At 36.2% G+C, this 26,443-nt stretch carries 28 protein-coding genes; 9 read left to right on the plus strand and 19 right to left on the minus strand.

The features are described from left to right. Positions 1 to 26 precede the first annotated feature (26 nt). The 7 genes from G5W_RS0101810 to G5W_RS0101840 form a co-directional block, all read right to left on the minus strand. Positions 27 to 506 (minus strand): thioredoxin family protein, encoded by a 480-nt coding sequence (locus G5W_RS0101810; RefSeq protein WP_010093696.1) that lies wholly within the window; start codon positions 504 to 506, stop codon positions 27 to 29. A 2-nt stretch (positions 507 to 508) separates the two neighbouring features. Continuing rightward, positions 509 to 937, minus strand: a complete 429-nt coding sequence (locus tag G5W_RS0101815; protein WP_010093697.1) for a disulfide oxidoreductase — start codon at positions 935 to 937, stop codon at positions 509 to 511. Positions 938 to 1,038: 101 nt separating this feature from the next. Next, positions 1,039 to 1,665, minus strand: a complete 627-nt coding sequence (locus tag G5W_RS0101820) for a response regulator transcription factor (RefSeq protein WP_010093700.1) — start codon at positions 1,663 to 1,665, stop codon at positions 1,039 to 1,041. Positions 1,666 to 1,715: 50 nt separating this feature from the next. After that, positions 1,716 to 2,753 carry a sensor histidine kinase gene (locus G5W_RS0101825; protein WP_010093701.1) on the minus strand — a complete coding sequence of 346 codons (1,038 nt, stop codon included), beginning with the start codon at positions 2,751 to 2,753 and terminating at the stop codon, positions 1,716 to 1,718. Positions 2,754 to 2,773: 20 nt separating this feature from the next. After that, on the minus strand, positions 2,774 to 3,529 hold the full coding sequence (liaF, locus tag G5W_RS0101830; protein WP_010093702.1) for a cell wall-active antibiotics response protein LiaF: 756 nt from the start codon (positions 3,527 to 3,529) through the stop codon (positions 2,774 to 2,776). After that, positions 3,526 to 4,782 (minus strand): MFS transporter, encoded by a 1,257-nt coding sequence (locus G5W_RS0101835; protein WP_010093703.1) that lies wholly within the window; start codon positions 4,780 to 4,782, stop codon positions 3,526 to 3,528. The genes liaF and G5W_RS0101835 overlap by 4 nt, the downstream gene beginning before the upstream one ends. Positions 4,783 to 4,867: 85 nt before the next feature. Further along, the gene (locus G5W_RS0101840; RefSeq protein ID WP_010093704.1) at positions 4,868 to 5,521 is read right to left on the minus strand and encodes a phosphatase PAP2 family protein; all 654 of its coding nucleotides are present in this window, start codon (positions 5,519 to 5,521) and stop codon (positions 4,868 to 4,870) included. 130 nt (positions 5,522 to 5,651) lie between these two features. Here G5W_RS0101840 and G5W_RS0101845 point away from each other — a divergent pair, with 130 nt between their 5' ends. Next, complete coding sequence (locus tag G5W_RS0101845; RefSeq protein WP_010093706.1) at positions 5,652 to 6,824, plus strand: M20 metallopeptidase family protein; 1,173 nt, start codon at positions 5,652 to 5,654, stop codon at positions 6,822 to 6,824. 51 nt (positions 6,825 to 6,875) lie between these two features. Here the strand turns inward: G5W_RS0101845 and G5W_RS0101850 are convergent, their stop codons facing one another. Both G5W_RS0101850 and G5W_RS0101855 read right to left on the minus strand, forming a co-directional pair. After that, on the minus strand, positions 6,876 to 8,090 hold the full coding sequence (locus G5W_RS0101850) for an ABC transporter permease (RefSeq protein ID WP_010093708.1): 1,215 nt from the start codon (positions 8,088 to 8,090) through the stop codon (positions 6,876 to 6,878). Then, on the minus strand, positions 8,083 to 8,826 hold the full coding sequence (locus G5W_RS0101855) for an ABC transporter ATP-binding protein (RefSeq protein WP_010093710.1): 744 nt from the start codon (positions 8,824 to 8,826) through the stop codon (positions 8,083 to 8,085). The genes G5W_RS0101850 and G5W_RS0101855 overlap by 8 nt, the downstream gene beginning before the upstream one ends. A 613-nt stretch (positions 8,827 to 9,439) precedes the next feature. Here G5W_RS0101855 and G5W_RS0101865 point away from each other — a divergent pair. The 3 genes from G5W_RS0101865 (at position 9,440) to G5W_RS0101875 (ending at position 11,116) form a co-directional block, all read left to right on the plus strand. Continuing rightward, positions 9,440 to 9,868: an HIT family protein gene (locus tag G5W_RS0101865; RefSeq protein ID WP_010093713.1), complete on the plus strand. Its 429-nt coding sequence runs from the start codon at positions 9,440 to 9,442 to the stop codon at positions 9,866 to 9,868. A 156-nt stretch (positions 9,869 to 10,024) separates the two neighbouring features. Further along, the gene (locus G5W_RS0101870) at positions 10,025 to 10,540 is read left to right on the plus strand and encodes a tryptophan transporter (protein WP_010093715.1); all 516 of its coding nucleotides are present in this window, start codon (positions 10,025 to 10,027) and stop codon (positions 10,538 to 10,540) included. A 201-nt stretch (positions 10,541 to 10,741) separates the two neighbouring features. After that, positions 10,742 to 11,116, plus strand: coding sequence for a YtxH domain-containing protein (locus G5W_RS0101875; RefSeq protein WP_010093716.1), 375 nt, complete (start codon positions 10,742 to 10,744; stop codon positions 11,114 to 11,116). A 115-nt stretch (positions 11,117 to 11,231) separates the two neighbouring features. Here G5W_RS0101875 and G5W_RS0101880 read toward each other — a convergent pair whose 3' ends face one another. The 3 genes from G5W_RS0101880 to G5W_RS0101890 all read right to left on the minus strand — a co-directional run bounded on the left by G5W_RS0101880 (position 11,232) and on the right by G5W_RS0101890 (position 14,249). After that, positions 11,232 to 12,134: a glycine betaine ABC transporter substrate-binding protein gene (locus G5W_RS0101880; protein ID WP_010093717.1), complete on the minus strand. Its 903-nt coding sequence runs from the start codon at positions 12,132 to 12,134 to the stop codon at positions 11,232 to 11,234. A gap of 65 nt (positions 12,135 to 12,199) precedes the next feature. Further along, positions 12,200 to 13,057 carry an ABC transporter permease gene (locus tag G5W_RS0101885; protein ID WP_010093718.1) on the minus strand — a complete coding sequence of 286 codons (858 nt, stop codon included), beginning with the start codon at positions 13,055 to 13,057 and terminating at the stop codon, positions 12,200 to 12,202. After that, a complete protein-coding gene (locus G5W_RS0101890) occupies positions 13,050 to 14,249 on the minus strand; it encodes a quaternary amine ABC transporter ATP-binding protein (protein WP_010093719.1) in 1,200 nt (399 codons plus the stop codon). Before G5W_RS0101890 ends, G5W_RS0101885 begins: the two co-directional genes overlap by 8 nt. A gap of 423 nt (positions 14,250 to 14,672) precedes the next feature. On the opposite strand from G5W_RS0101890, the gene G5W_RS0101895 reads away from it, so the two are divergent. Continuing rightward, complete coding sequence (locus tag G5W_RS0101895; RefSeq protein ID WP_033445529.1) at positions 14,673 to 15,152, plus strand: GbsR/MarR family transcriptional regulator; 480 nt, start codon at positions 14,673 to 14,675, stop codon at positions 15,150 to 15,152. A gap of 21 nt (positions 15,153 to 15,173) precedes the next feature. Here G5W_RS0101895 and G5W_RS0101900 read toward each other — a convergent pair whose 3' ends face one another. Then, complete coding sequence (locus G5W_RS0101900) at positions 15,174 to 15,515, minus strand: DUF1878 family protein (RefSeq protein WP_010093721.1); 342 nt, start codon at positions 15,513 to 15,515, stop codon at positions 15,174 to 15,176. 204 nt (positions 15,516 to 15,719) lie between these two features. Between G5W_RS0101900 and G5W_RS0101905 the strand changes: the two genes are divergently transcribed. From G5W_RS0101905 to G5W_RS0101915, 3 genes are all read left to right on the plus strand, one after another. After that, positions 15,720 to 16,259 (plus strand): DUF3267 domain-containing protein, encoded by a 540-nt coding sequence (locus tag G5W_RS0101905; protein WP_010093723.1) that lies wholly within the window; start codon positions 15,720 to 15,722, stop codon positions 16,257 to 16,259. A gap of 148 nt (positions 16,260 to 16,407) precedes the next feature. Further along, complete coding sequence (locus tag G5W_RS0101910; protein WP_010093727.1) at positions 16,408 to 16,593, plus strand: hypothetical protein; 186 nt, start codon at positions 16,408 to 16,410, stop codon at positions 16,591 to 16,593. Between the two features lie 111 nt (positions 16,594 to 16,704). Continuing rightward, positions 16,705 to 17,559 (plus strand): peptidylprolyl isomerase, encoded by an 855-nt coding sequence (locus tag G5W_RS0101915; RefSeq protein WP_010093728.1) that lies wholly within the window; start codon positions 16,705 to 16,707, stop codon positions 17,557 to 17,559. Between the two features lie 46 nt (positions 17,560 to 17,605). Here G5W_RS0101915 and G5W_RS0101920 read toward each other — a convergent pair whose 3' ends face one another. Next, positions 17,606 to 17,803, minus strand: coding sequence for a sporulation YhaL family protein (locus G5W_RS0101920; protein ID WP_081472401.1), 198 nt, complete (start codon positions 17,801 to 17,803; stop codon positions 17,606 to 17,608). A 236-nt stretch (positions 17,804 to 18,039) separates the two neighbouring features. On the opposite strand from G5W_RS0101920, the gene G5W_RS0101925 reads away from it, so the two are divergent. After that, positions 18,040 to 19,269, plus strand: coding sequence for an HD domain-containing protein (locus tag G5W_RS0101925; protein WP_010093730.1), 1,230 nt, complete (start codon positions 18,040 to 18,042; stop codon positions 19,267 to 19,269). Positions 19,270 to 19,361: 92 nt separating this feature from the next. Here G5W_RS0101925 and G5W_RS0101930 read toward each other — a convergent pair whose 3' ends face one another. From G5W_RS0101930 to G5W_RS0101950, 5 genes are all read right to left on the minus strand, one after another. Next, positions 19,362 to 19,910 carry a GbsR/MarR family transcriptional regulator gene (locus G5W_RS0101930; RefSeq protein WP_010093731.1) on the minus strand — a complete coding sequence of 183 codons (549 nt, stop codon included), beginning with the start codon at positions 19,908 to 19,910 and terminating at the stop codon, positions 19,362 to 19,364. Between the two features lie 64 nt (positions 19,911 to 19,974). Continuing rightward, positions 19,975 to 22,950 carry an ATP-binding protein gene (locus G5W_RS0101935; RefSeq protein ID WP_010093732.1) on the minus strand — a complete coding sequence of 992 codons (2,976 nt, stop codon included), beginning with the start codon at positions 22,948 to 22,950 and terminating at the stop codon, positions 19,975 to 19,977. Positions 22,951 to 22,959: 9 nt separating this feature from the next. Further along, on the minus strand, positions 22,960 to 24,174 hold the full coding sequence (locus G5W_RS0101940) for a metallophosphoesterase family protein (protein ID WP_010093733.1): 1,215 nt from the start codon (positions 24,172 to 24,174) through the stop codon (positions 22,960 to 22,962). A 129-nt stretch (positions 24,175 to 24,303) separates the two neighbouring features. Beyond that, positions 24,304 to 25,545, minus strand: a complete 1,242-nt coding sequence (locus tag G5W_RS0101945) for an ABC transporter permease (protein WP_010093734.1) — start codon at positions 25,543 to 25,545, stop codon at positions 24,304 to 24,306. Further along, positions 25,538 to 26,437 carry an ABC transporter ATP-binding protein gene (locus G5W_RS0101950; RefSeq protein WP_010093739.1) on the minus strand — a complete coding sequence of 300 codons (900 nt, stop codon included), beginning with the start codon at positions 26,435 to 26,437 and terminating at the stop codon, positions 25,538 to 25,540. The genes G5W_RS0101945 and G5W_RS0101950 overlap by 8 nt, the downstream gene beginning before the upstream one ends. Between the last annotated feature and the right edge of the window lie 6 nt (positions 26,438 to 26,443).

A 26,443-nucleotide genomic window follows, 5' to 3' on the forward strand; every position in this document is an offset into this window, starting at 1 on the left:
AAAACGCGGCTATACCAAGCGAATGGTTAATTCAACACATACTCTTCAAAAAACTCTGCGTACACTTCTTCTTCGGCTTGACCTTCAATACGAGTAACTTCTTTACCGTCCTTATAATGTACAAGTGTTGGAGTTGAGCGAATCGAGAATTGAGTCACTTCTTGAGCGAATTCTAATAAGTTTAATTTTTTCATATCAACACCCATTTCTTCCGCTAATGGTGCTAAATATGGTGTCGTGTTTTGGCAGTATACACATGTTGGGCTGTAATAATACACCGTTACAGCTTCTCCACTTTCAACCGCTTCTTTTAAATCATCTGGTAAAATTTGATTACCATAGTTTGGGTCATCTAATTGGTCAATTGTTGGTTGTTCTAAGTCAGTAGTACCGTATGGATTGTCACTGCCTTCCAGTGCTTTATTATTCTTGTAATCAATGACAAAGTATAACGCAACGAATAATACGACAATAACGCCAATGATAATAAGCATTTTCTTTTGCATGATTATTTCCCCCTACCTTGTTTTAGTAATACTAGATGTGTAACAAAGATGATGATAAATGCTGTGCCCGCCATAAAAGGAATCGTGACGAACCCAAAGTAATTCACATATTGAAAATTACAAGGAACTAGTCCACAAGAACCTCCTGCTTCTGAGAGTGCAGGTAATTTTTGTATAAGATAATGATATGTAGAGACAAACATTCCTATTCCACTCATAAAAAGTCCTGGCAGAGCAATCGATAGATTCTTCTTAAATAATGCCGTTCCATAAATGATGACAAGTGGATACATCAGAATCCGCTGGTACCAGCACATTTCGCAAGGCTCATAACCCATCACTTCTGAGAAAAACAAACTTCCAGCAGTAGCGATTAGGGCTACTCCCCATATACCCATTAGGACATTTTCTTTTCGCTTCGAAAGACCCATTCCGGTATTCTCCTCATATTTTATTTCCCTAGTATTATACTAGGTAATAGAGTAAAAAACAAAAGAAGAGGGCTACCTCTTCATCTAAAAGAATATGAAATTCACATGAGATTATTCTTATGAACATAAACTGCAGCTTGTGTTCGATCATGTACATCTAGTTTGGCTAGAATATTGCTGACATGTGTTTTCACTGTCTTTATTCCAATATAAAGCTTTTCACTTATCTCTTGATTGGTCATCCCGTTCCCAATGCAAAGTAGTACTTCCATCTCTCTTTCTGTTAAATCATCATGAAGCTTACGTTGTTCCCCACGAAAACTCGTCATCATTTTACTTGCCACTTTAGGTTCAATAACATTTTCCCCACTATTTGCCTTCTTAATGGCAGTGACAATCTCGTCGGCTGAAGATGTCTTTAATAAATAACTAAACGCCCCGGCCTCCAGTGCAGGAAATACTTGCTGGTCATCGTAGTAACTAGTTAGAATAATTATCTTACAGGATGGGTATTCCTTCATTACTAGATTGGTTGCATCAATTCCTGTTCCATTATCCATCATCAAATCCATTAACACGACATCTGGCTTTTCTTTTAAGATTAACTTAGCACCTTCATTCCCACTACTTGCTTGACCGACAACATCTATCTCTGGATCTGTTTGCAAGTATGCTATAATGCCCTTTCTGACAATTTCATGATCGTCCACAACAATTACTCTGATCATAACAAACCCTCCCCTACTTAACATTATACAATGAATTCTGATAATTCATCTTAGCATGGTATTCGTATATCAATATAGGTACCTTCATTAACATTTGAACGAATAGTAAAAGTACCACCTAATTCCTCGCTTCTTTCTCTCATTGTTTTTAATCCATATGATGTCTTTTTCTCATTATCACCCGTTAGCTCAAAACCTTTGCCATTATCTGCAATATGCATAAATAACTCTTTTCCGCGCTTAAAAATCTCTAGCTTAACCTCTGTTGCATTGGCATGCCTTAATATATTCGATAAAGACTCTTGTATAATCCTAAAAACATGCTCCTCAGTAGCTTCTGATAGTTTGATTGTTTCATCTATTACAAGTTCGAAGTCTATTTGCGATTTTTGCTTTAACTCTTGTACAAGCTTTTGAATCCCTTTGGGAAGTGGATCTCCAGAGAGATGGACAGGTCTCAAATGAAGTAATAACGCACGCATTTCGGATTGTGCCTGATGAGCTGCACCCGCTACTTCAACCATTTGTTCTTTCGCTAGTGACGGATTATGTTCGATTTGCTTAATAGCTGCTTCAGACATCATCGCTAAAGCAAAAAGTTGTTGACTAACTGCATCATGTAAATCCCTAGCAATGCGCTGCCTTTCCTCCATAACCGCTGACTTATGTGCAGATTTTGCTAATTCAGCCTTCTCATCAGCAAGACGTTGTAAGGACTTCACTTGGTTTTGTAGTTTTTCACCAAGTTCATTTAAATCATTTCCGAATCTATTTATTTCATCACCTTCATTAAGATAGATTCGCGATTGGTAATTTCCATTGGCAAACTGTTTTATTAATAGAGACATATAATCCATTCGTTGTTTTAATTCACCACTAGATCGAAAACCAACATAAATCGAAATAAAGAAAGAAATAATTGCATACAACCCTATAAATAGAAAGATACTGTTTGCAGTTAACCATGTTGGACTAAATAGGACATATATGGAAAGAAGAATTGCCAAAATAGTAATCAGCGTTAAAAAAAGTGCTGTTAAATGCGAAATGATGTAACTATAACGGATATTAGAAAATCGACTTTTCATCTAAACACCCTCCCCTTTCCTTACACATAATCCACTCGAATAGAGCCTGCTTTTAATTTTAAGGTAAAGGTTAATTTTCTTTTAGCAGAATCATAGTTTGGAGTTTCATAGTTAAGGGAGCGATTAATGCCATCAACCGTATTCCCAACGATATCAATATCTCCTGCCTTAATGGACGCGTTCACTCTAAACTCCAGATTTTCCGGAATAATAAGGTGAACATCACCTGCTAATGCGCTTATTGAAATAGGAATCTCTTTTTCTGGAATATACCCTTTCGAAAAATCATAATAAAAGTCCCCAGCAAACGTTTTTATCGTCATCGGTTCCACTTTCCAATTTGGTTTATTATATTCATAATCTCCTACAGTAAAGTAAGTGGTACTCTCTTCACTCTTATCATAATCTCCGTCCTTTTGAATAATTACCTTTGGTTTTCCAGAATTTCCAATCACCGCAAATCCAATGTAAATAATTAATAATGGCCATAGTTTGAATACATCATTGAATTTGAAGAAAATTATACCAAAGCGATCTAGTAACAGAAGGGAACCAAATATAAAGAAAAATGATCCCCATGCCCAACTTCCACCACGATGTCTAAATCGGTCTATCATACATTTTATTCCAAAAATCACAAATAAAGAAGGGTAAATATAACTCCAAGCGGTTCTACTGTTCCATTCGAAGTCAATAACGCCTATGTTTCCCAACACTAGGACTAGACCAAAGGCGATAAGTGCTGCTGCAACAAAATAGCGGATTCCTTTACTCATAGTGACTCTCTCCCTTGCGAAAGTTTAAAACCTAATAATTTCTTGTTTCTAAAACTATAGATAGCGATAGCAGTAACAACAACTCCGCTAACCACGATAATGACCCTTATACTGATACCCGCTGCGATTAAGGAAGAAGTTACAATATAGGAAATAGGTGTTAACCCTGTTGAAACTGTCATAAACATACTCATCATTCTTCCCAGCATTCGTTTCTCGGTTGTTTGCTGTAACATCGTAATTAATGGAATATTAACTACTTGCGTTAAGACCGACATTAAGGCAACTAATCCTGCCATCATCCAAATATTCGATGACAATCCCATGGTACTAAATGCAAGCCCTAGCCCAATCAATCCTAGGATTACCGTTTTCCCTGGACTTTTTAATTTCCAGCTTGCTAATAAAATAGCACCAGCTAGTGCACCGATTCCCATTGATGTTTGGATTGTTGCAAGGCTCACAGCACTTCCATTAAAGACATCTTTTACAATTACCGGCATCCCAATAGCTATAGGACCTGAAAAGAATAGATTTAGGAAAAGCGCCATAACAACGACGGATATAATCAATTCCTTCTTTCGCGCATATTGGAAGCCCTCTTTTAAATCAGCTAATGGTGTATGCTTTTCATCCTCATCAGTCTCCAAGTGCTTTAGTCGAATAAATAAGACCGCTATAGCAGATAACAATAACATAACAAAAGCGACCGAGAATACTCCTTCAAAACCTAATAGTGCAATTAATGTACCGCCAAGCGCAGGTCCAAGAATAGGACTAATTTGATTAGTCATTTGTATAAAAGAATTTCCTCGTTGTAGCTGGTCATCCTCCAATAGATTCGGAATAAGTGAATTCATAGCTGGATAGCTAAACGCATCCGATATACCAAACAAACCAGATAAGGCTAATAAATGCCATATTGCAACCTGATCAGTAATAATAAGTACTACCAATATACCAATTAATACCGCTCGAGAGAAGTCCGACCAAAATAAAATCGTTCGTTTATTTACTCGATCCGCAATGATTCCCCCAACAATTAATAAGATAAGTCTTGGAATTGCAGCTACAAAAAACAATAAACCAAAATAAAAACGATTATCCGTAATACTCAGCATGAGCCATTCCGCACCTATTAAATAGACATAATAGCCTGGTGAGGAAAATAACGCACTAATTAATAGAAAAACAAAATTTCGATTATGAAAAATTGGTACCTTTATATTTTCTTGCTTCTCTACAGCATCCATTCGAAATGCTCCCTTCTAACCTTCTATTACATTTATCTTAATCCTTCCAAGATAAAGGGAAAACCATCTTCAGAATGCTTTTAACTCAGTCTAGAGACCGAGAAGGTATTCTGTTCTTACTTTTTTCTTTGAGTTTTCGGTACAGATAGATTAGGCCCACAAGGCAGATAAGGCCGATTATAAATCCAGCTAATACATCCGATAGAAAATGAACATTCGTGACATACCTACTCATACCTACTATGATCACCAACAACGCAGCTATAATTTGAAGAAGTGTTCTCTTGGACTTCGAGTATATTTTATTGCCTATAAAATAGGCTAAAAATCCATAACATACTAACGATGACATGGCATGCGCAGATGGAAAGCTTTCACCTGACGCATTGATTTCAGCCAGTACCAATGGACGCTCCCTACCAACAAGCTCCTTTATGATTCTATTAAGTAAATGGGTGCCCATGACTCCTAATCCATATGTAATCCCTTCTATCCACGTGCGGTAAAGGATAAACAATAGGACTATACCAGCAATCGTAACTGAATATATAACCGGATAGGAACCAAGAATAGTAATTTCTCGAGAAAAAGTATAGAATAATGTACCTGAAAGTTCTTCTGCAAATGGTTGTGTCCACTTATCTAAAAATGGTAACTGTCCTCGTACGATTTGATAAATCCAGGAACTCATAACAACTATCGCTAATAAAGATAAAGTAATGATTAATCTACTTTTCAAATTGACCTGCCTCCAACCATCATTTTTCCATTCATCAACGCTAGTTTTTCCAGAATGAAATAAAATAATTTCTTGTCACACTAAAAAAGATGCTATAATAGTAAAAAAATTCAGAAGGAGGAATTGGTCTATGTTAACGGAAATACATAAAGCGATAGATGCTTTATATCCAGAAATGGTCGATATCCGCCGACATTTACATCAATATCCTGAATTATCCTTTCAGGAGTATCAAACAGCGCAATACATTACGAACTTTTATGATAAATTAGAAATCCCATATCAAAAGGAAGTCGGGGGAAACGGTGTAATTGCTACATTGAAAGGCGGCAAGCCAGGAAAAACAATTGCGCTACGGGCTGATTTTGATGCTCTACCAATTCAGGATGAGAAGGATGTTCCATATAAATCCAAGGTAGATGGTGTGATGCATGCTTGTGGACATGATGGCCACACAGCTACCTTACTGACACTGGCAAAGGTAATGAAATCCTATCAAAAAGAATTATCGGGTACCATTGTATTCCTTCATCAGCATGCAGAAGAATATGCACCAGGTGGGGCAAAGCCGATGATTGAAGCTGGAGCTTTAGAAGGCGTTGATGCTGTTTTTGGTACACATTTATGGGCCACCACTCCCCTCGGAACAATCCAATCCGCAAAAGACGTCCTGATGGCTGGGGCAGATCGATTTGAAATTACGATTCAAGGGCAAGGTGGTCATGGCGCATATCCCCATGAAACAAAGGATTCGATTGTCATAGGTGCACAACTCATTTCACAGTTGCAACAAATTACAAGCAGACGAATCGACCCGCTTGAGACTGTAGTTTTAACTATCGGCATATTTGAAGCTGGAAATGCTTTTAATGTCATTGCAGATACAGCAAAACTCGTTGGAACTGTAAGATATTTAAATACAGATATTCAAGATCAAGTAATAGAGGAAATGGAGAAAATTATAAAAGGTGTTTGCATCGCAAATGAATGTACCTATTCATTTGATTACATAAAGGGGTATCCACCTGTCATTAACCATGCTAAAGAGGTAGAACTTGTCCTACATGAAGCGAGAAAAATACCCGATGTACATCAGATAGAAGAAATCATACCAGTAATGGGTGGAGAAGATTTTGCTTATTATCTTCAAGAAAGGCCTGGGGCATACTTTTTTACAGGTGCTGAAAAGGAAGGAAATCACTATCCACATCACCACCCTCATTTTGATTTTGATGAAAGAGCGATGCCAATTGCTGCCAAAACATTAATCAGTACTTACTTTGCTTATCAACAAGATATATAATGCCATGTAAAAAAGCATTCCTTGGATCAATTACTCCAAGGAATGCCTTTTTTACGCTAATTTTCGTTTGATATAACCATTTGTAAAGATGTAAATAAAGGCTAACCCAGAAATTAAAGTGATGATAGCACCTATGTAGGCTTGAGACAGTAGAAAAACAATCGCATAGATTATTGTCTGAATAACTCCCAGCTGCAATAACCACTTCATTAATGCACTTCTTCTAGGTTCTGCTTCAACAGGATATATGTCTAGCCAGATGATGGTGCGATGGTGTTGATACAATGCCATCATTTGAAAACTACTCATGTACAGGAATAGAATTGCAAATCCAATCTTCACCCACAGGTTTGGTAGGAAGAAAATAAACAAACCGCCAATTACAATCAAACGAATATACATGGCTAAATAATCTCCACCACGAATAAACGTAATCCGGTATAAGTAATCATAGGTAGCTTTCCGTTCAAATGGAATTCTTCTCTCCACAAATGACACTAGCCAATTTCTTGGCTTTATTCGATTTTTTAAATTCGGTACGTCGGTAAACATATTAGCAAAACGATAAAAAGATTGCATACGGTTCTGGTCTTTTTCCAAAAGGAGCTCCCATGCAATTCCCGCCTGCTTACGAGAGATACCTAAATCATAAAGAAATACAATAATGAACAAAATAGTAGTAATTCCTGCAAGCAGCATTTCTCCACTTATGATGAAATAGAAAACTGCAATATTAAGCAGGAATCTCGCTACTTGATCTATCAGTCGGAGATGTTCTTCACGTACCCTTAACATCCACCAATTAGCGATTAAATTCCATAGCTTAAATATTAATACGACTAAGATGGTAACGAAGTATGTTTTCCCTTCACGCTCGCCAAAGGAAGCAGAATATAAAGGACCAAAAGCAGCCATTACAATTGCTACTATATATAGTTGAATAACAAAACTATAGATAAGAGCATTCCGGAAATAGGCTCTCATCTTATGTTCTGCCGGTAGAAGAAAAACTAAATCTGGTTCCTTTAACAGTGTTCGTACAGGGCTATAACTAACGACAACACCTAATACTATCCCCATAATCCATGCTGTTGGGAAATTATCTGGGAGATTTGCTAGCCATTGTTGGTAATAATATGCCAATGCAGCAACAAAAAATAGCATTGCAAAAGCAATATGCCCATTAAAAATATAACGAAGATACCTACTCATATCTTTTAGATGCGCATTGAAACGCTTCATAAAAAAGTCATGTGCATTAAACATGGCTATCTTCCTTTGTTAGTTGTACATATAGGTCATCTAAATTGGCACGAGGCATATCAAACTGCTCACGCAATTCCTCTAACGTTCCTTGTGCACGAACATCACCATCGTGCAGGATAACAAACCGGTCACAGTAGCGTTCAGCAGTTGCTAAAATATGAGTAGACATCAATATACCTGAACCGTTCTCTTTCATATTATCCATTAATTGAAGATATGACTGGATCCCTAGTGGATCTAACCCTACAAAAGGCTCGTCCACAATATAGAGTGGTGGTTCAATTAAAAACGCACACATTATCATTACCTTTTGTCGCATTCCCTTGGAAAAATGTACTGGAAACCATTTCAGCTTTTTTTCTAAACGAAATTCTTTTAATAATACCTCTAACCTCTTCTCAAATACATCTTCTGGAACATTATATGCCATAGCTGTTAAGCGTAAATGTTCATATAATGTTAATTCATCATATAGAATAGGCATTTCAGGAATATAGGCCATTTGATTTCTATATTCTGATGGGTTTTCTTTAAAGGTTTTCCCATTAATCGAAATAGATCCTTTTTTAGGCTGCATCAATCCAATAATATGTTTAATGGTCGTACTTTTGCCGGCACCATTTAAACCAATTAATCCAACTATTTCATTGGTATTTACTTCAAACGAAATACCATGGAGAACATTTTTATGGGTATACCCTCCAACGAGATTGTCAATATGTAATAAAGGCTCCACAAGCTTTCCCCCTACTTCTCTTATCACTTGATAAAAATTTTATCACTTATAGATATAAATTCCAAAGGAAACTCACAATAGATTTTCGACAACTTTCTCATATGGTCGGGTAGTTCGTTCGTGTTGCTTTACCCTAGTGACATACCAAAGGAACTTTTAGTTTAAATTTTTTTAAAAAAGAGGTATAGAACTTTAAAAAATGCTCAAAATACTAGTGTAGAGTCGAGGATGACTCACAGCAAGCCAATTTGTTACACACAAATGAGGTGTTAGTGTTGGAAAATAGTGAAGCTGCACTAGAAAACAACATGAAAAAAACAAATGGGGTGTTGGTGAAAGATAATCTAATGCAATAAAACCCTTTTGTTAGAAGATGTCTCAACGCCAAGGGATACTAACAAAAAGGTTTTTGTAAACCAGTTAAGAAGCTTTGGGCGAATTAACGGTACTACAAGTCCCCACATTAGTTTTATTGACCTCGACTCTACAGCAGGCACGCCTTCGGGCGATGCCTGTTTTTTGGTTATTCTGTGAGAAATTAAACAATCCAAACACTTTACTTTTTGAGCGCCATCTATTTACAATAGAAGAAAATGTTAGGAGATGAAATAAATTGGCACATGAAGATTGTATTTTTTGTAAAATTGTTGCTGGTGAAATTCCTTCTGCCAAGGTGTACGAAGATGAACATGTTTATGCATTCCTTGATATTAGTCAAGTAACAAAAGGGCATACCTTAGTTATTCCAAAAACTCATGTAAAAAACATTTACGAAACACCTAGTGAGGTTGCGAGTGAATTATTTTCTCGGGTCCCTCGAATTGCTAATGCAATAAAAACAGCTTTCCAACCTATTGGGATGAACTTATTAAATAACAATGAACCGGCAGCTGATCAATCTGTATTCCATTTACATATTCACTTAATTCCTCGCTATGGAGAAGGCGATGGTTTTTCATCAAACTGGAAGGTGCATACGGATGATTACACCTCTGAGAACCTACAGAACATAGCAGCCGAAATAAACAAAGAAGTTAAGTAAATCTCCCATTATGTAAATGAAAAGTTTTTAGAATTTACTTTTTCTTTGCTGTAATGTTTGATATAATATATATAAGTTTCTGCAACTGACAACGAGTGTACAGTTGAGGAACTAAAAAATAAGAGCTTAGATAAGCTTAGCCGAGGAGAGGTACAAATGAATACAAGAGTTTTAGTCATTCTGTCACTACTAGTAGGGATAGGAGCAGCATTGCATTTTGTGATGCCACCAATTTATGGGGTAACACCAGATATGATGCTAGCAATGATGTTCTTAGGGATTATGCTGTTTCCAAAGATTAATTATGTAATGGTGCTTTCCATTGCTACAGGAGTGCTATCTGCTTTATCAACGAGTGCACCCGGTGGACAAATCGCCAATCTAATTGAAAAGCCTATTACAGCATTTATATTCTTTGCATTGTTTTTACTGTTGAAAGATAAGATTAATCACAATATCACTGCACCAGTATTAACAGCAATTGGGACTATGATTAGTGGATCCATATTCTTAAGTTTTGTCCTATATGTTATCGGTTTAATGGATGGTGCATTTCTGCTCGCTTTTACAACTGCTGTATTGCCAGCTGCAGGATTAAATACCGTACTAATGGTTGTGATATACCCTGTTGTTCAGCAGATTCTAAAGCGTTCAAAACCAATTACCGTATAATGATAACCATATATATATCCTCTGGCGAGTGTCAGAGGATTTTTTAAAGCAACTAACTTATACATACTTCTATAGGAATACACCCTCATATGGTAGGGGTTGTCCTATCATAAGTCCCCATTACACAGGATACTAGTCATAGGTTGGATAAAATAGAGAGATAAAGGAAAAATTATAGTATACGGGAAGGAGCGGATTTTTATGGCGAATGGAAAATCATTAGCCCTTGGAGTCTTATTCGGAGCAGCAGTTGGAGCAGCTGCAACATTACTAACGACTCCGACATCTGGTAAAGATTTAAGAACGAAGGTTAAAGATCAAAGTATCGAATGGAAGGAATTGCTTGAAAACCTCAAACAGGATGGGCTACGTTTAAAAAATCAAATTGCAGCAACGTCCAAAGAAGGTGTTTCATTAATGAAAGATTTAACACACGAGATGAAGAACTCCATTGTAGAGTGGAAAGAATCGGTTGAGCCACATCAGCAAAATATTCATCAATATCTTGAGCAAATCGAATCAAGTCTGAAGGACTTAGAGGAAAAGGTTAATGCCGGTAAAAATAAAGAAGAATAAACCGAGACCAGCATCTTTTTAGGTGTTGGTTTTTTTATCGATTTCTCCCGCTCATTCATTATGTAAAGAAAAAACCTGTAAACAATTTATATAATGTTTACAGGTTTTTTAATGATTATTCTATTCCTTTAGTCCATTCCGCAACCTTATCTGGATTCTCTTCAATCCATTTAGCTGCTGCTTCTTCTTCATCCATACCCTCTGTAATATCAAGCATTACAGCTTCAAGGTCTGCTGTAGTCCAGTTGAAGTTATCAAGCACTTGGTATGCTTCAGGCATATCTTCTTTTAGACCTTTACGTACCATTGTTTCAATTGTTTCAGCATCACCAAATGTACCATTAGGATCCTCTAAATACTTAAGGTCATATTTTTGGAATTTCCAATGTGGTGACCAACCAGTTACAATAATTTCTTCTTCGTTTTCAATAGCTTCTCCTAGCGCAGTTGCCATAGCACCACTAGATGACGTCACAACTTCCCAATCTGCTAGGTTATCATATTCTTCTAATGTGCGCTGAGATGCGGCAACAACACCTGCACCTGGCTCAATACCAGTAATTTTCATGTCTGCTTCATCTGTTAAGTCGGCAATAGAATTTACATCCATATAAGATGGTACAACTAAACCAATTTTAGCACCTTCTAGGTTTGGGCCTAACTGTTCCATTTGGTCACCGTACTCTTCGAATTGGCTTCCGTGTGTTCCAGGTAACCATGCTGCAACCATTGCATCGGCTTCACCTGTCGCAACCGCTTCCCACATAATAGCATTATCCAATCCTGTAAGCGTAACATCATAACCTAGATCTTCTAATACTTTACCGATAACGTTCGTAGATGCTATCTCTGTATCCCAATTTACATAAGCAAGATTTATTTCTTGTCCTTCGCCTACAGAAGAATCACCTTCACCGCTATCTTTTGATGATGAATCATCCGAAGAACAACCTGCTGCGATTAAGGATAAAGAAAGTCCAGCAATTATCCCTAGACGCTTCCAATTACGTTTAAACATATCATTAACTCCCCTTCATAATTTTTTATATGGAACTTTTCATATAGAAAAGAAATCCTAAGAAATTAAGCATTGTTTTGTTTTTTATTTACACTTTGTGTAAAACGATCAATGATAATGGCTAAAATAACAATTCCAATTCCGGCAACAAATCCTGTACCAACATCAGAGCGTTGTAAGGCGGTTAATACTTCTTTTCCAAGTCCTGGTGCCCCAATCATGGATGCTATAACAACCATGGATAGAGCTAACATGACTGTCTGATTAATTCCTGCCATGATAGTAGCTCTTGCCATCGGTAGCTCAACTTTAAATAATTTCTGAGCTCCTGTACTACCAAATGCCTCAGATGCCTCAACCAATTCTTTGGATACTTGTCGAATTCCTAAGTTTGTGAAGCGAACTGTAGGTGGCGTTGCAAATATTAAGGATGCAAATACACCAGGTACCAAACCAATTCCGAAGAACGCCACCGCTGGAATTAAATAAACAAACGCTGGCATTGTCTGCATAAAATCGAGTACTGGCTTAAGAATCGCTTCTGCTGTTTTACTTTTGGCCATTAAGATACCTAGTGGCACCCCAATAATAATGGATAATATACTAGCGATTAACACTAGTGTCACAGTACTCATTAGTTCTTCCCAGTAACCTTGATTATAAATGAGCCAAAGCCCAACGATTGAAAATACCATTAAACCTAGTTTCTTCTTGGAAAGAATAAATGCTAGAATTGCAATAACTAAAATAAATACAAAAGCCGGTATCTGCATGAGAACATCTTCAGAAAACCATTCCATGAAGTTCCCTAAATGTTCTTTGATTGGTTCAAATAGAAAGGAAAAGGTGTCCTTTGTCCATTCTGTAAAACTTTTTGCCCAATCACCTATCGGTATGCCTTCTGTAAACCATTCTTTAAACATGCTCTATGTTCACCTCACTATCCCCTGCTAACGCAGCAATGACGGCACCGCGTACGATAATACCTACAAGTTTCTCATTTTCCACTACAGCAACTGGTACTGGTGAACCATTGATGACATTAAAGATATCTTGCATCGATGTTTCCTTTGTGACCTCTTTAATATCTGTACGTAAGATAGTGTTAATATCACGCACTTCTTGTTTTCTCGCTTCTGATGCATCATCTGCTGTTACATACCCTTTTAGATTGCGCTTGCTATCGACCACTAGAATACTAGATATACCCGCTTCACGCATACGCTCTAAAGCGACACGCGGCCCGTGTTTTTCAATATTTATTGTCTCTGGACGCTTCATAATATGTTGTGCAGTCAATACTTTTGAACGATCAACATCCTCTACAAATCGTTCAACATATTCATTTGCTGGGTTTACTAATATTTCTTCTGGAGTACCGATTTGAACGATTGTTCCGTCCTTCATTAAAGCAATTCGGTCACCAATACGTAATGCCTCATCTAAATCATGCGTAATAAAAATAATGGTTTTCTTCATGGTCGATTGCAGATCAATCAATTCATCCTGCATATCTTTACGTATTAATGGGTCAAGTGCTGAAAATGCCTCATCCATTAATAAGACTTCTGGATCGTTTGCCAACGCTCTAGCCAATCCAACACGTTGCTGCATCCCACCAGAAAGCTGATCAGGCTTTTGATCCGCATAACCTTCTAAACCAACTAACTTAAGAGCTTCCAGTGCCTTTTTTGTCCGTACCTCTTTAGGTACTTTCTGAATCTCTAATCCATATTCTGTATTCTGTAAAACGGTTCGATTTGGAAATAACGCAAACCGTTGAAAGACCATTCCTAATTTATCTCTTCGAACTTGACGAAGCTGCTTTCGATCCATTTTAGCTAGGTCCTGTCCGTCTATCATCATACTACCTTCAGTTGGATTAATTAGGCGGTTGATAAGTCTGACTAGCGTAGATTTACCACTACCTGAGAGTCCCATAATGACAAAAATCTCTCCCGGTTCAACCGTAAAGCTAGCACGATTAACACCTACTGTACTACCGGTCTTCTTTAATATCTCTTCTTTTGATAAACCCTCTTCTAAAAGCGCTAATGCTTGTTTGGGGTTTTTCCCAAATACTTTCGTTAAATTTTTCGCCTCTATAATGGGCATACCCTTCACCTCTTCCTTCATGTAAGTCCTTTATAAATCAATTAAACTCTCTATCTACTCAGGGTAAGTGTTTTAACAATCACCGAACAGCCACAATACAGATATACATAATTTCAAACCTTTTCAAATGCATATTTCTTCCCCATCACATAATTCATTAGGGAAGAAGTAGAGAAACATAACTAGATAAAAGTAAAACTGATTTTGCCGAATTGCTTACCTGATAACTATACACCTTTCTACCCATTCGCAACAAACTGTGTATTCCTTTATTTTCGTTTATATTTTTTGTACAGTTTAAACTGTACACATTATTCACAGGTGATACTTAGAAATCCTCCCAAATGCTCCCAAATCCGTATCAACTCCCCGTTTTAAAATTAGTTCAGACTGTTGTACCCTTATACTTGTTGGGAGGTTTGCATGTTGGATTGCAACAACGAACATATTAAGAACAGTATTCTTCTAGAATTCGCAAAAACCGTGGAATTGTTTGACTTATCCCCATTAGAGGCCAGACTCTTTGCATTTCTTTATATAGAAGGAGTGCCTTTAACATTGGATCAGATGAGCGAAGCATTAGGGAAAAGCAAAACATCCATGAGCACAGGAGTACGCAGTTTAGTAGATTTAAATCTAGTAAAGCGCGTATGGAAAAAAGGGGTTCGAAAGGATTTATTCCAGGCGAATGAACAGCTATTTAAGCAGTTTATGAGCTTTTATATGAAAAAATGGATTGTCGCAACAGAGGATCGAAAAGAGGCATTACTAGAACTCCAATCAGAATTGGAACAATCCGCCTTGGACCAAAGCAATGAACATATTCATAACAAATTAAATGACTTACTAGATTTTCATAACAAACTGGATGTATTTTTTAAAGAAGCATCGAAGAACAAATAGAAAATGGCTTATAGGAAACCCCTATAAGCCATTTTTATGTATCAATCGGATAAATTCCCCTAATAACTCTGGATAGTAGCCTTCACATTCTAATGCTAGTATGGTTTCAGTTGGATCTAACTTTTCCGTTAACATACCAACAAATCGCATAAGATGTGTCGAATAGTCCAGTAACCCTTCTTCTTTTTGTTGCCTATACTCCATGTTCAGCCGTTCAAGCATTTCAAAGAGTTCGGTATATTCTTTTTCCGTAACTCTTCTCTCCATTATAAGTTTGGTAAAAGGGAACTTTTTTATATCAATAATATTGGTCAGTAATTGTATTTGAAATGTTGCTAGGTTATCAGCCTCATTATTATTCACGTATAGCTCCCTCCCATCATAGTTCTTTATTACATATGGTATTCAAATTATATATACTCCAAGGAAACAATTTTTCTTGTTAAATTTCCTTAAAACCTATTGCATTTTTTATCATTAAATACTATTATCAAAAAGGCTTTTTTAAATTGACTCTAAAACTAATAAAAAAATCAGTTCGTACACCAATGAAAAGGAGGCATGATGATGAACTGCTGGAAATCAATAAATTTAGATAAGCATTATGGGTTAAAACGTATTAATTTAATCTCTTGTTTCATTGGATTAATTGCCTTTATCCTACTCTATGTACCATTCTCTATGCTACATCTTGATAAACAAGTACAACAAGTGGGGATACTAGTATTTATCATAGCGATTGTTTTATTACCAACACTTCACTCATTTATGCATATTTTACCATTAATTATAATGAATCGCCGTATTAATTTAAAGATAACTAGAAAAAAAGTATTACCTATATTTACTTTTTATATTGTTTCGCATATTAGTAAAAAAAACTATATCATATCATTAATCATGCCTTCATTATTAATTACCATACCTTGTATAGTTGCTGGAATCATTTTTCCTATGGTTTATGTTTATGCATTACTAATAGCTGCAGTCAATATTGGTCTATCATTTCTTGACTTCTTAACCATCCGCCATTTGTGGAAAGCACCGAATAACGCTTATGTTGAAAATGGTGAGGAAGGCTTCGATATACTATTAAAAGCTAATTAGAAGAGGCTCTCTACAGAAGCCTCTTTTTTTACTATTCATAATTTGAATTTTTTGTTACAGTATTTTATATAGTTATTTTTGCTATGAATTTTTCGTATTTCCATGGCATAGATATTTTGTTAGTATTTTGTTGGGGGAGGCTATAAGGTTGATAATCTTTTTTCTGTTTTATGCATTAATCATCCTATTCACCTTTAATACGTTAACAGATAAATTTTGTAAGAAGCTTGAGATGAATGCTGCTAAAGAAGCTAAAGTGTTTCGGTTCACGAATATTATGATCCTTATCTTACTTGTTACTTCTTATGTAAAAGTATTAAATTCAATGGTGTAATCAAAAAGCAAATGTGTAAAAAGTTAGGAATATGACTTTTAACTATTATAATCAATACAGATTATGGTATATTAATCATTAAGTCAATGAAGATTAGGAGTGTAGCTTTAGATGAAAAAATTAACGATTGCAGCAATTACGACAGGATTTTTGCTACTGTCTGCTTGTAGTAATGATTCAGAAGTTGTCGTAGAAACAAAAGTAGGCGACATTACAAAGGAAGATTTCTATAATGAAATGAAAAACTATATTGGTGAAAGTGCACTATACAATATGGTTGTAATTAAAGTTCTAGAAGATAAATACGATGTAACAGATGAAGAAGTTGATAAGGCCGTTAAAGAAGTAAAAGATGAGCAAGGCGATATGTTCTCTATGTGGCTGATGCAACAAGGCTATCCAGATGAGGATGCTTTCCGCGAGCAAACATATCAACGACTTCTACAAGAAAAATTAGTTTTTGAAGATATTAAAGTGTCAGATGAAGAAGTTGAAAAGAAATTTAATGAGATGAAAGAAAATAACGAACTCGAAATCCGAGCTAGCCACATCTTGGTCGAAGATGAAGCAACTGCTAATGAAGTAAAGAAAAAGCTTGATGAAGGTGGAGACTTTGCAGAATTAGCGAAAGAATATTCTACTGATGGTTCTGCTGAACAAGGTGGAGACTTAGGTTATTTCGCTACAGGTAGAATGGTGAAAGAATTCGAAGATGCTGCATTTAGCCTAAAAGAAGGCGAAATTAGTGATCCAGTAAAATCTGAGTTTGGCTACCATATCATCACCGTAACTGACATTCCTACTTTAGAAGATGAGAAAGAAACTATCCGTAGACAATTAGCAACGGAACAAGTTGACAACGCTAAAGTCCAAGAAAAAATGGACAAGCTTATAGAAGATGCTAAAATCGATGTAAAAATCGAAGACTATAAAGATATATTCAAAAAGACAGAAGCACAAGGTTAATGATGAGAGCCAACTCCTAGATATAGGGATTGGCTCTTTTTTTAGGTTAGTTCGTAATTTCATTTTGTTTTAAGCGTTCTTCACGTTCTTCTTGGATTCGGTTCATATAAACCTGACCTTCTTTTTCAATAAAATGCTTCTCTAACTCTCGTTCTGCACGCATTGCTCTAAACGACATATAACCACTAAAGAAAATAAATAAAATTACGACGAATACCCACCAAGGCATACCTAATATCACCATACTACCTCCTTGTCCATATGTACTTTATTTGAAGTATATGAACAAGTTGGACAAATCATTACAGGAATTCGTAGCTGTCCCTCTCCATGGGAAATACAATATAATTTACAATATACGTATTAGATTTAGTTTAACAAGAAATCTACTACTTATAACTATTTTCGTTTTTAATAGATTAACAACATTATAATAAGTTAGAATAGAGACATCCTAAACCTTTTTATGGAGTGATAACCATGACAGTAAATAAATCATATTTTTATAACTTTGTCCCTATTATTCAAGAAATTACTCCACAAGCGCGTGGGGAAATTCTGGCAAATTTCCCACCTCCTGCATTACCAAAAAGTGAAGAATACTTTAATCTACAAAAGGAATCAGCAGGTAATAGTGTTAATATACGGGTACTTCTTAATGAATTTACCATTCAAATGACCAAAACCAACAAGCAGTACTTAAAAATCACTTTTAGTAATAATTTCGGAAATATTAATGCAAAAATGTGGGACAATCAAGGAGCTATAGAACAAATTGTGCCGCTACTAGAGGAATTTTCTATCTTTGATATAGAAGGTATCATAGATGAATACCGTGGTTATAAATCAATTACGATTAATCGGATGGTACCATGTGAAGAAAGCATTAACCCATTTTCCTTATTAGCATATACACAACAAGACATGGAAGAACTTACCGTTGAGTTATTTTCTTATCTATACGAATTAGAATCCCCCTACAAAGAAATTTCATTGTCTGCAATGAATCGTTTCTGGGATCAATTTCGTATTAGACCTGCAGCTAAAGGGTTTCATCATAACTATTTAGGGGGATTGTTGAAACATACAGTCGGTTTAATGAGGTTTGCTAGATTCATCTTAAAACAAGAAGAGAATCACTTTCAAGCCGTTATGAAATTAATCAATGTTGTAGAAAAAGCATATAAAAAAGAGCTATGGGAACAATTTCAATCAGAAGAGCAACCATCTAATCTAGTATGGAAGGATACCATTGATCACCTATATAAAATGCTCTCAGGTATGATGCAATATAAAGATATCCCACCTAATTACGATGCTTTAATGACTAGTATCCTATTCCATGATATTGGTAAATTACTGGAATATGACCACGCTGGGAAGAAGTACGATGAATTCAACTTCTTATATCCTACAGCGACAGATTCTAGCATAACAATGCGTAAGCAAACAGGTATTAAAATGGATGAATTAGGTGTCATGATTGGACATATTCCGTATGGCGTACTCATGCTAACGAAGGTAATTGAAACGGAGGATATTCGTATTTCCATAGAGGATATACATTTAATTTCTCATTGTATTCTATGTCACCATGGTTTGCCAGAATGGGGAGCAGCGATAAGGAGTCCACAGACTGTTGAGGGATATATCATTCATATTGTTGACTTTTTGGATAGTAGGTATGAGAATACAGAGGAAATAAAGTAGTAGAATCAGTAGTTTTTTTCGAATAAATTAAGTCCTACTGATTCTGGATCATACCGGAACAGTAGGACTTTAAATTACTTTTCTTCTGTGTGTTATTTATTCTTTGGAATATAGTCAAATATTTTCCCGGATTCGATGACTTGAATAAATTTCATCAACCAATCATAATAATTTCTCGCATACACTAAGCGTTCTAGGTCACGATTAATTCGCTCGTTTAATGCATCATCATCAGATTTCTCTAATATGTTCGTTAACGCTTCAATCGCTTCATCGGCTTCTTCAATATTAGATTCGGTATGCTTTCGCCAACGATTACCAAATAAAGAAGTAAACGATTTATACCAATCCTCTTCTGATTGATAAAGGTCTTTACGTATCCCCTTTTTATAAGTTGATTCCACCATCTTCATATCAGCAAGGGCTCGAACACCTGTTGACATACTCGTTTTACTCATTTCCAATGCCTCACGCATATCGTCTAAGGTCATCGGCTCCTCAGCAAAATATAAAACGCCATACAACCTGCCAATAGAAGATGTTAAGCCATATAGATTCATATTTTTAGCGATAGTTTGAATGAATTTTTCTATGGTTTCTTCGTGTTTTTCCCAGTCTTTACTATTTTGATTCTCATTCAATGGATGCCCCTCCACTATTGTCCACTATTAATAATTCTTACGCATATATTAATTCGCCATAAGTTTACCATTTATTTTCTACTAAAGGTATATGATTTGTCAAATGGACTAGGTTTTGGATTGGTATTTCTTCAAGCACATCCTGTTTACATGTAAAAAATAGGATTTGATGATTCTTCGAAATGCTCTCTAGAATTTCAAGCATTCGTTTGTTTCGTAGCTTGTCAAAATGTACAAAGGCATCATCAATTATAAATGGTAAGTGAAATTTCTCACTCATGACCTCACTAATGGCTAAGCGCAGCGACACGTACAATTGGTTAATCGTTCCTTGTGATAGTTCTTTTACGGAAAAACGAATTTTGTTACTATTTTCTACCATAAAAGGTTTGTCTGCCGTTGGAGAGAACACTTGAACATACTGATGGTCTGTTAGGTTTCGGAAGTATTGTGTCGTTTTTTCTAATACTCTTGTTAAATACTTGTCACGGTACTGATGTTTGGTTTCAGATAGGAGCTCTTTTGCTGTTTTTAATACAGCCCATTTCCGAGCAAGCTTATGCAATCTTTCCTTTTCCATCTGGAAAACATGTATAGTTTTTGAATAGGATTCAGATTTCTCTAAATTCTGTAGCTCAACCGTAAGATTTGCTAGCTGTTGTCTCTTTTGGCCCAGTTCTTCCTCTAGATGTTTGATTAATTGGACACATTCTTTTAACTCTAACTCAACTTTACTCCGACTTGGTGGGTTTTCTATAATATTATTCCACTTTTCGGAAGTGAAATAACTAGAAATCTGTGTCGCTATTCTCCGACAGGATTCTAGTAGTTCTGTTTGCTCTTTCCACTCACGATAACGCTTATAAAATTCTTCCTCATCCTTTGCATTAGCTTTAGAGAATAACGAAATAATGCGCTCCTCAACTAGTTCATAACTAATCGTTTTTTCCTGAACTTGGTTCTCGATATCTTGCAATCTAATTTTTAACTGCTGGATTTGCTGCTCACGATCCTGATATGCGGATATCTCATTTCCTAAAAACTCTAGCTTACTTATATAGCTTTTAAAGTTAGAGGATGGATAATGTTTTTCTATAAACTTATCAAGCAAGTTGTGGTAAACATCAAGTTTCTGAGAGATATCCCTATCTTGATTGTACAATTCATCGATTTGTTTAATCTGATCAAGGATTCCTTTTAAGGTATGGTATAGCTCTGGCCAATAGTTTAAATCCACATGCTCCAAAAACGGATACTTTGTTTTTTCAAGTGCTATCCGTTCCATTAACTCATCTTGTTGGTTTTCTATTACTACTTGTTTCTCTGTTAGTTGTTGAAGCTGAATCTCTGTGTCTAATAACTTGTCCTGAAGTAATTCCTTCTCCCGCAATATTTCTTGTTCTTGTAAAAGCAAGCTCTCTGCACTTCTTCTTTCCTCCACCGATATCGTTCGGAACGGTGTAGTAGTATTCGGTTCTAACATCTTATCCATATTCTGAATAGACTTAACACCAAGAAACCATTGTAGAAGTCCAACTATCAAACTCAGAACAGAAATATTGATTAGCCAAAATTGATCTGTAATGAACGATAAAGCAGCTGTCACTACTCCTAAAAACAAGCTTCCGATCCATAATGCGTTCAATCTTTTTCTTTTCTGTAGCTTTGTCTTTTTCCACTTTTCCTGTTTATGGTAATGTTCTTTCTGTACGATTTCCAATAATTGAGATTCATGATGTAATTCTAGGATACCCTCCAGCTCGCTTCTTTTATCAGCCGTAAGTTGACTAGATTCCACCCTAGACAATTCTTCCGTTATTCGTTCCAATTTTGCCTGTTGAAGCTGCGTATTTTCCTTTATTTGTCTCATTTCACGTGTTATCGATTCAATAGATATTCTGTAATGGTTCCAATCTTTCTCGAGGTGAAACGGAAGTTGATAATGAGATAATTGCTCCATCTCTAGGCCCAAATTTAGATTCGATAATTTGGAACGAATCTCACGGTGAAGCTGGTCAACCCGTTCTCTTACAACCTTCTTCTCCTTCTCCATATCCTGATATTCATTAGACTGAGTTATTATCTTTTTCGCTTCTATAAAAGAAATTTCACTATTTTGTCCTTCTAGTTTTTCCATTTCTTTCTGGAAGATTTCTCTATTTCGAATGGCTAGCTTTATTTCACTCTCAAGCGGAATGAGCTCCCTCTTTAGAGATTCTATCCGTTCCATTCCATCTTCAGGAAAATAAAACTCCTCTGGTAATTCCTTTAACCTATTTTGAAGTCCGATATATTCCTCAATTTGCGGAAAGGCTTGAATTAGTTTCTCAAGCTGAAATTGTCTTTCCTTTTCTTCTTTTATCGTTTTTTCGAGAAGTGTAATATCTCCCTTAATCCGATGAATCGCATTCTTTTTTTCTCGATATTCTGCTTCTTCTTCCTTTAGTTCCTTAATTTCTCGTTGAAGGCGTTCTAGCGTTTGTAATTGTTGGTTGATAATTGGATTTTTTCCATATGGCTTAAAAAACTCACCGATTTGTTGTTCTAATCGTTTTTCGACAGAATAGATTTTCGTTGAGCCACTTAGGCCTATTCCTAATAAAACCTCGCTAATTTCCTCTTCCTTTACATCTTGGAGATCATTTAAATCCATTGCAGAGAATGAAAATATAGCACGATAAGTCTTCTCATCAATACTATGAAGCCTTTCTTTTAACCAGGATTCATCATATTCTTTCCCATCCGGTGTGAAACATTTTGCTGCTCCATTGTTGGCATCACCGATACGTTCTATACTATACTCCCCTATTTCTGTGTCTAGAATAAATAATCTTCCACCCATCTTACTACTATCCTTTGGTTGGTAGTATTTGCGCTGTTTTGGAGGTAAACCAAATAACATAAACTGCAGAAATCGTTGCAGTGTACTTTTTCCCGATTCATTATGACCAAAAATCGTTATAAAGGAGTGCTTGGAAAAGTCAATCTCGTAATCTACCCATTTCCCAAAGCCATAAATTCTTGCCTGAAGTATCTTCACTATTTCACCTCATTCCTGAAAAAGCTTATGTATAAGCAGTTCATACGCCTCTTTGTTTATTTCCTTAAGTTCGTCAGCATCTAAGTGATCCAAGTATTTCCTTGCCTCTTTATGTTGGTATATTTCGCTTATGTGTTCCCCACCGGTAAATTCTTCTAATTTATTTTTTATTTCGCCAATGAAATAATCACCTTCTAGCTGGTGGACTGTTTCACCTTCTATTACTGAGTACCTGAAGATGTACAGCCAGTTCCGTTGTGATGAGAAACTTTCATTTATAATTTCAATTAACTCATCGAGCACATCATCATTCTTCCATTCCCATAGTTTCGTTCCACCGCGTATGGAAACATCTAATAACTGTGGTACTGAAGCAGGAATCTTTTTCAACGTATTGGTTAGTATTTCCTCCACTTGATGAATAGAATCACAATCTACCAAATCGACAGTTAGTGTATGGTATTGTACCGCTTGGAGAGGAACAAATTCAACTAACTGTTGTGTTTCGGTTAACTCCACATAGTAACAGCCTTTTGGACCGATTTCTTTACGGTTTCTACCTTGTATATTTCCAGGATAAATAATATACGGATTTTCTTTTAAAATTTCTCTTTTATGAATATGACCTAATGCCCAGTAATCAAAGTCTGCCTGCACTAGCTGCCCTACCTGAAACGGCGCATATGTATCATGATCCGTGTTGCTTTCAATACTTCCATGAAGCATCGCTATGTGAAACGGAATTGTTGCATCGCCTTTTTTATATTCATGCGCCTTATTATGTATAACCGCTCTATTTTCATAGCTGAATCCATATATCATGGCCAGTGGGGTATTATCTTTTACATAGGTGAACGAACGTACCTGCTCATCTTGAAAGATATGAACATTCTCTGGATATGTAATTGGATAAATATTTCCTGACGTATAATCATGGTTTCCATACGATACATACACATCTATTTGATGAGCTTGTAATTTTTCAAAGGCATTTCGAAGTTTGATTTGCGCTTTCAAGCTTTGCTTATCATTATCAAATAAATCTCCTACCAGCACGATAAAATCCACTTCTCTTTTTATAGCAGTCGTTACGAGATTCTCTAATGCCTTAAAGGTGCTTTCTCGTACCTCTTGAAATTGAGTTTCATGTAAGTCAGAAAGACCGTTAAAAGGACTATCTAAATGTAAATCGGCAGCGTGTATAAACGATATCTTCTTTTTCACCACGATCCCTCCTCTTGCGTATTATTTTACCAGAATCACAAAGCGAATGCACGTTCGATATACTTGAAGACAAAATAAAAAAGCCGCATTTCGATACGGCTTTTAAATAGTGATTTTTTGGTGTTCAATCTAACCTTTTTTAGTCAGCTGTAACGCTTTTTTAATATCTTTAAATGAAGTTGATTTGTCGTATAACAACACGCCTCCACGGTATACTTTTGCCCCAATAAACGCGAACAGTAGAATCGTTGCAACCATTATTCCAACAGATAATAACACTTCCCACATCGCTATATCTAGTAGCCCCACTCGGACAAACATGAGCATCGGTGTGAAAAATGGAATGTAAGATCCAATCGTAACGACGGTAGAATCTGGTACTCCCATACCAAACATAGATAACAAGAATGCAATGACAATAAGGAAAGTCATCGGTATAATCACTTGGTTAACTTCCTCCACTCGGCTTACAATAGAGCCAAGCATCGCTGCTAGGGTTGCATATAAAAGGTATCCTAGAAGGAAGAACAGAACTCCATAAAGTATGAGTGTTGTCGAAATGTTTTCTAACCCAAAAGATTCCAGCATCCCTCCAACTTCACTTTTCCTAGACTGAAGCATGGCAAATCCTACTAAAATGAATATCGCAACCTGTGTCATTCCTAATAGCGCGATCCCTAGTATTTTCGCAAACATATGTGTTACTGGCGATACGCTGGAAACTAAAATTTCCATTACCCGTGAGGATTTCTCTGTTGCCACATCCGTAGCAATTAGATTTCCATACATTAATACCGCAATATAGAGTAACATTAGCATGACATAGACAATACCACGAGCCTGATTTAATTCCTCTTCAGACTTACTATTGCTATCAAGTGAAATCTTTTCAAATGGAATAGGAGAAAAGATATCCATAATCTGCGCTTGCTCTATTCCTAGCTGTTCTGTTGCGATTCTAACCTTTAATTGTTGTAATGATTGCTGTACATCACTTACAAGCTGAGAATCTGTAATGTTGTTCGCATAAAATGTTGCCTCTGGTAGGCCATTCTCATCTACATGGAGAGTGACTAAGGCTGAATATTCTTCATTGATTACAGCTTGTTTAGCATCCTCAATAGAGCTAGTTAGTTGTGTAATCTCCCAATCTTTATCCGCTACACTAGACTCTAAAGTATCATATAATCCCTCTGATTCATCGATAACTGCTATTTCATGTTCCCCTTCTCCCGAGAAGGACTCGATGATTGAATCAAAGTTAGCCATTAACATAATAAAAGCTAAAACTAAGATAGTACTAATATAGAACATTTTCGTTTTTAATCTTGATAGATAGGTATGTGAAGCAATTATCCAAAACTTATTCATATGCTGCACCTACTTTCTCGATAAAAATATCATTTAAGGATGGCTCTACTAAATCAAATTTCCGAATAAACCCTTTTCCTTGTATTCTAGTTAGGATTTCTTGTGACACTTCTTCGCTGGATATTTGTAAGACACAGCCTTCAGAAGTTTGTTTATAAAGGACAACACCTGGAAAGTCTTTTAAAAAGTCCAATGACATATCGGCATGAATTACTAAATTCTTTTTACCAAAAGAACGCTTAATTTCTCTTAGTGAACCTTGTACGACAGGATTACCTTTTTGCAGAATACATAAATGCTCACATAATTCCTCCACATGCTCCATTCGATGGGATGAAAATACAATGGAAGTACCATTATTTTTCAAATCAATGACTGCTTCCTTCAACATCTCAACATTGATGGGGTCTAATCCAGAAAAAGGCTCATCCAGGATTAACAGTTTGGGTTTGTGAATAACAGCAGAAATAAATTGTATTTTCTGTTGATTACCCTTTGATAACTCCTCCACCTTTTGATTCAAGTATTCAGGAACCTTGAATCGTTCGAGCCACTTATTGAGTTCTGTTTCTGCTTCTCGTTTTCCCATTCCTCTCAAACGAGCTAAATACACAATTTGTTCCTTTACTTTTAATTTCGGGTACAATCCTCTTTCCTCTGGCAAGTAACCTATGATATTACTTTTCTCATAGTCTATCGCTTCCCCATTCCAGGTTATTTCTCCGGAGGATCTGTCTAATAATCCTAGTATCATTCTGAAGGTTGTAGTCTTTCCAGCCCCATTTCCTCCTAAAAATCCAAACATTTCATTCTCTGGAATTGCCAATGATAGATTATTAACAGCGGTGTGCTTCCCAAAACGTTTTGTTACATTTTTTAATAATAAACTCATCTCGCT

The sequence above is a fragment of the Ornithinibacillus scapharcae TW25 genome, assembly GCF_000190475.1.
Lineage (GTDB): Bacteria > Bacillota > Bacilli > Bacillales > Amphibacillaceae > Ornithinibacillus > Ornithinibacillus scapharcae.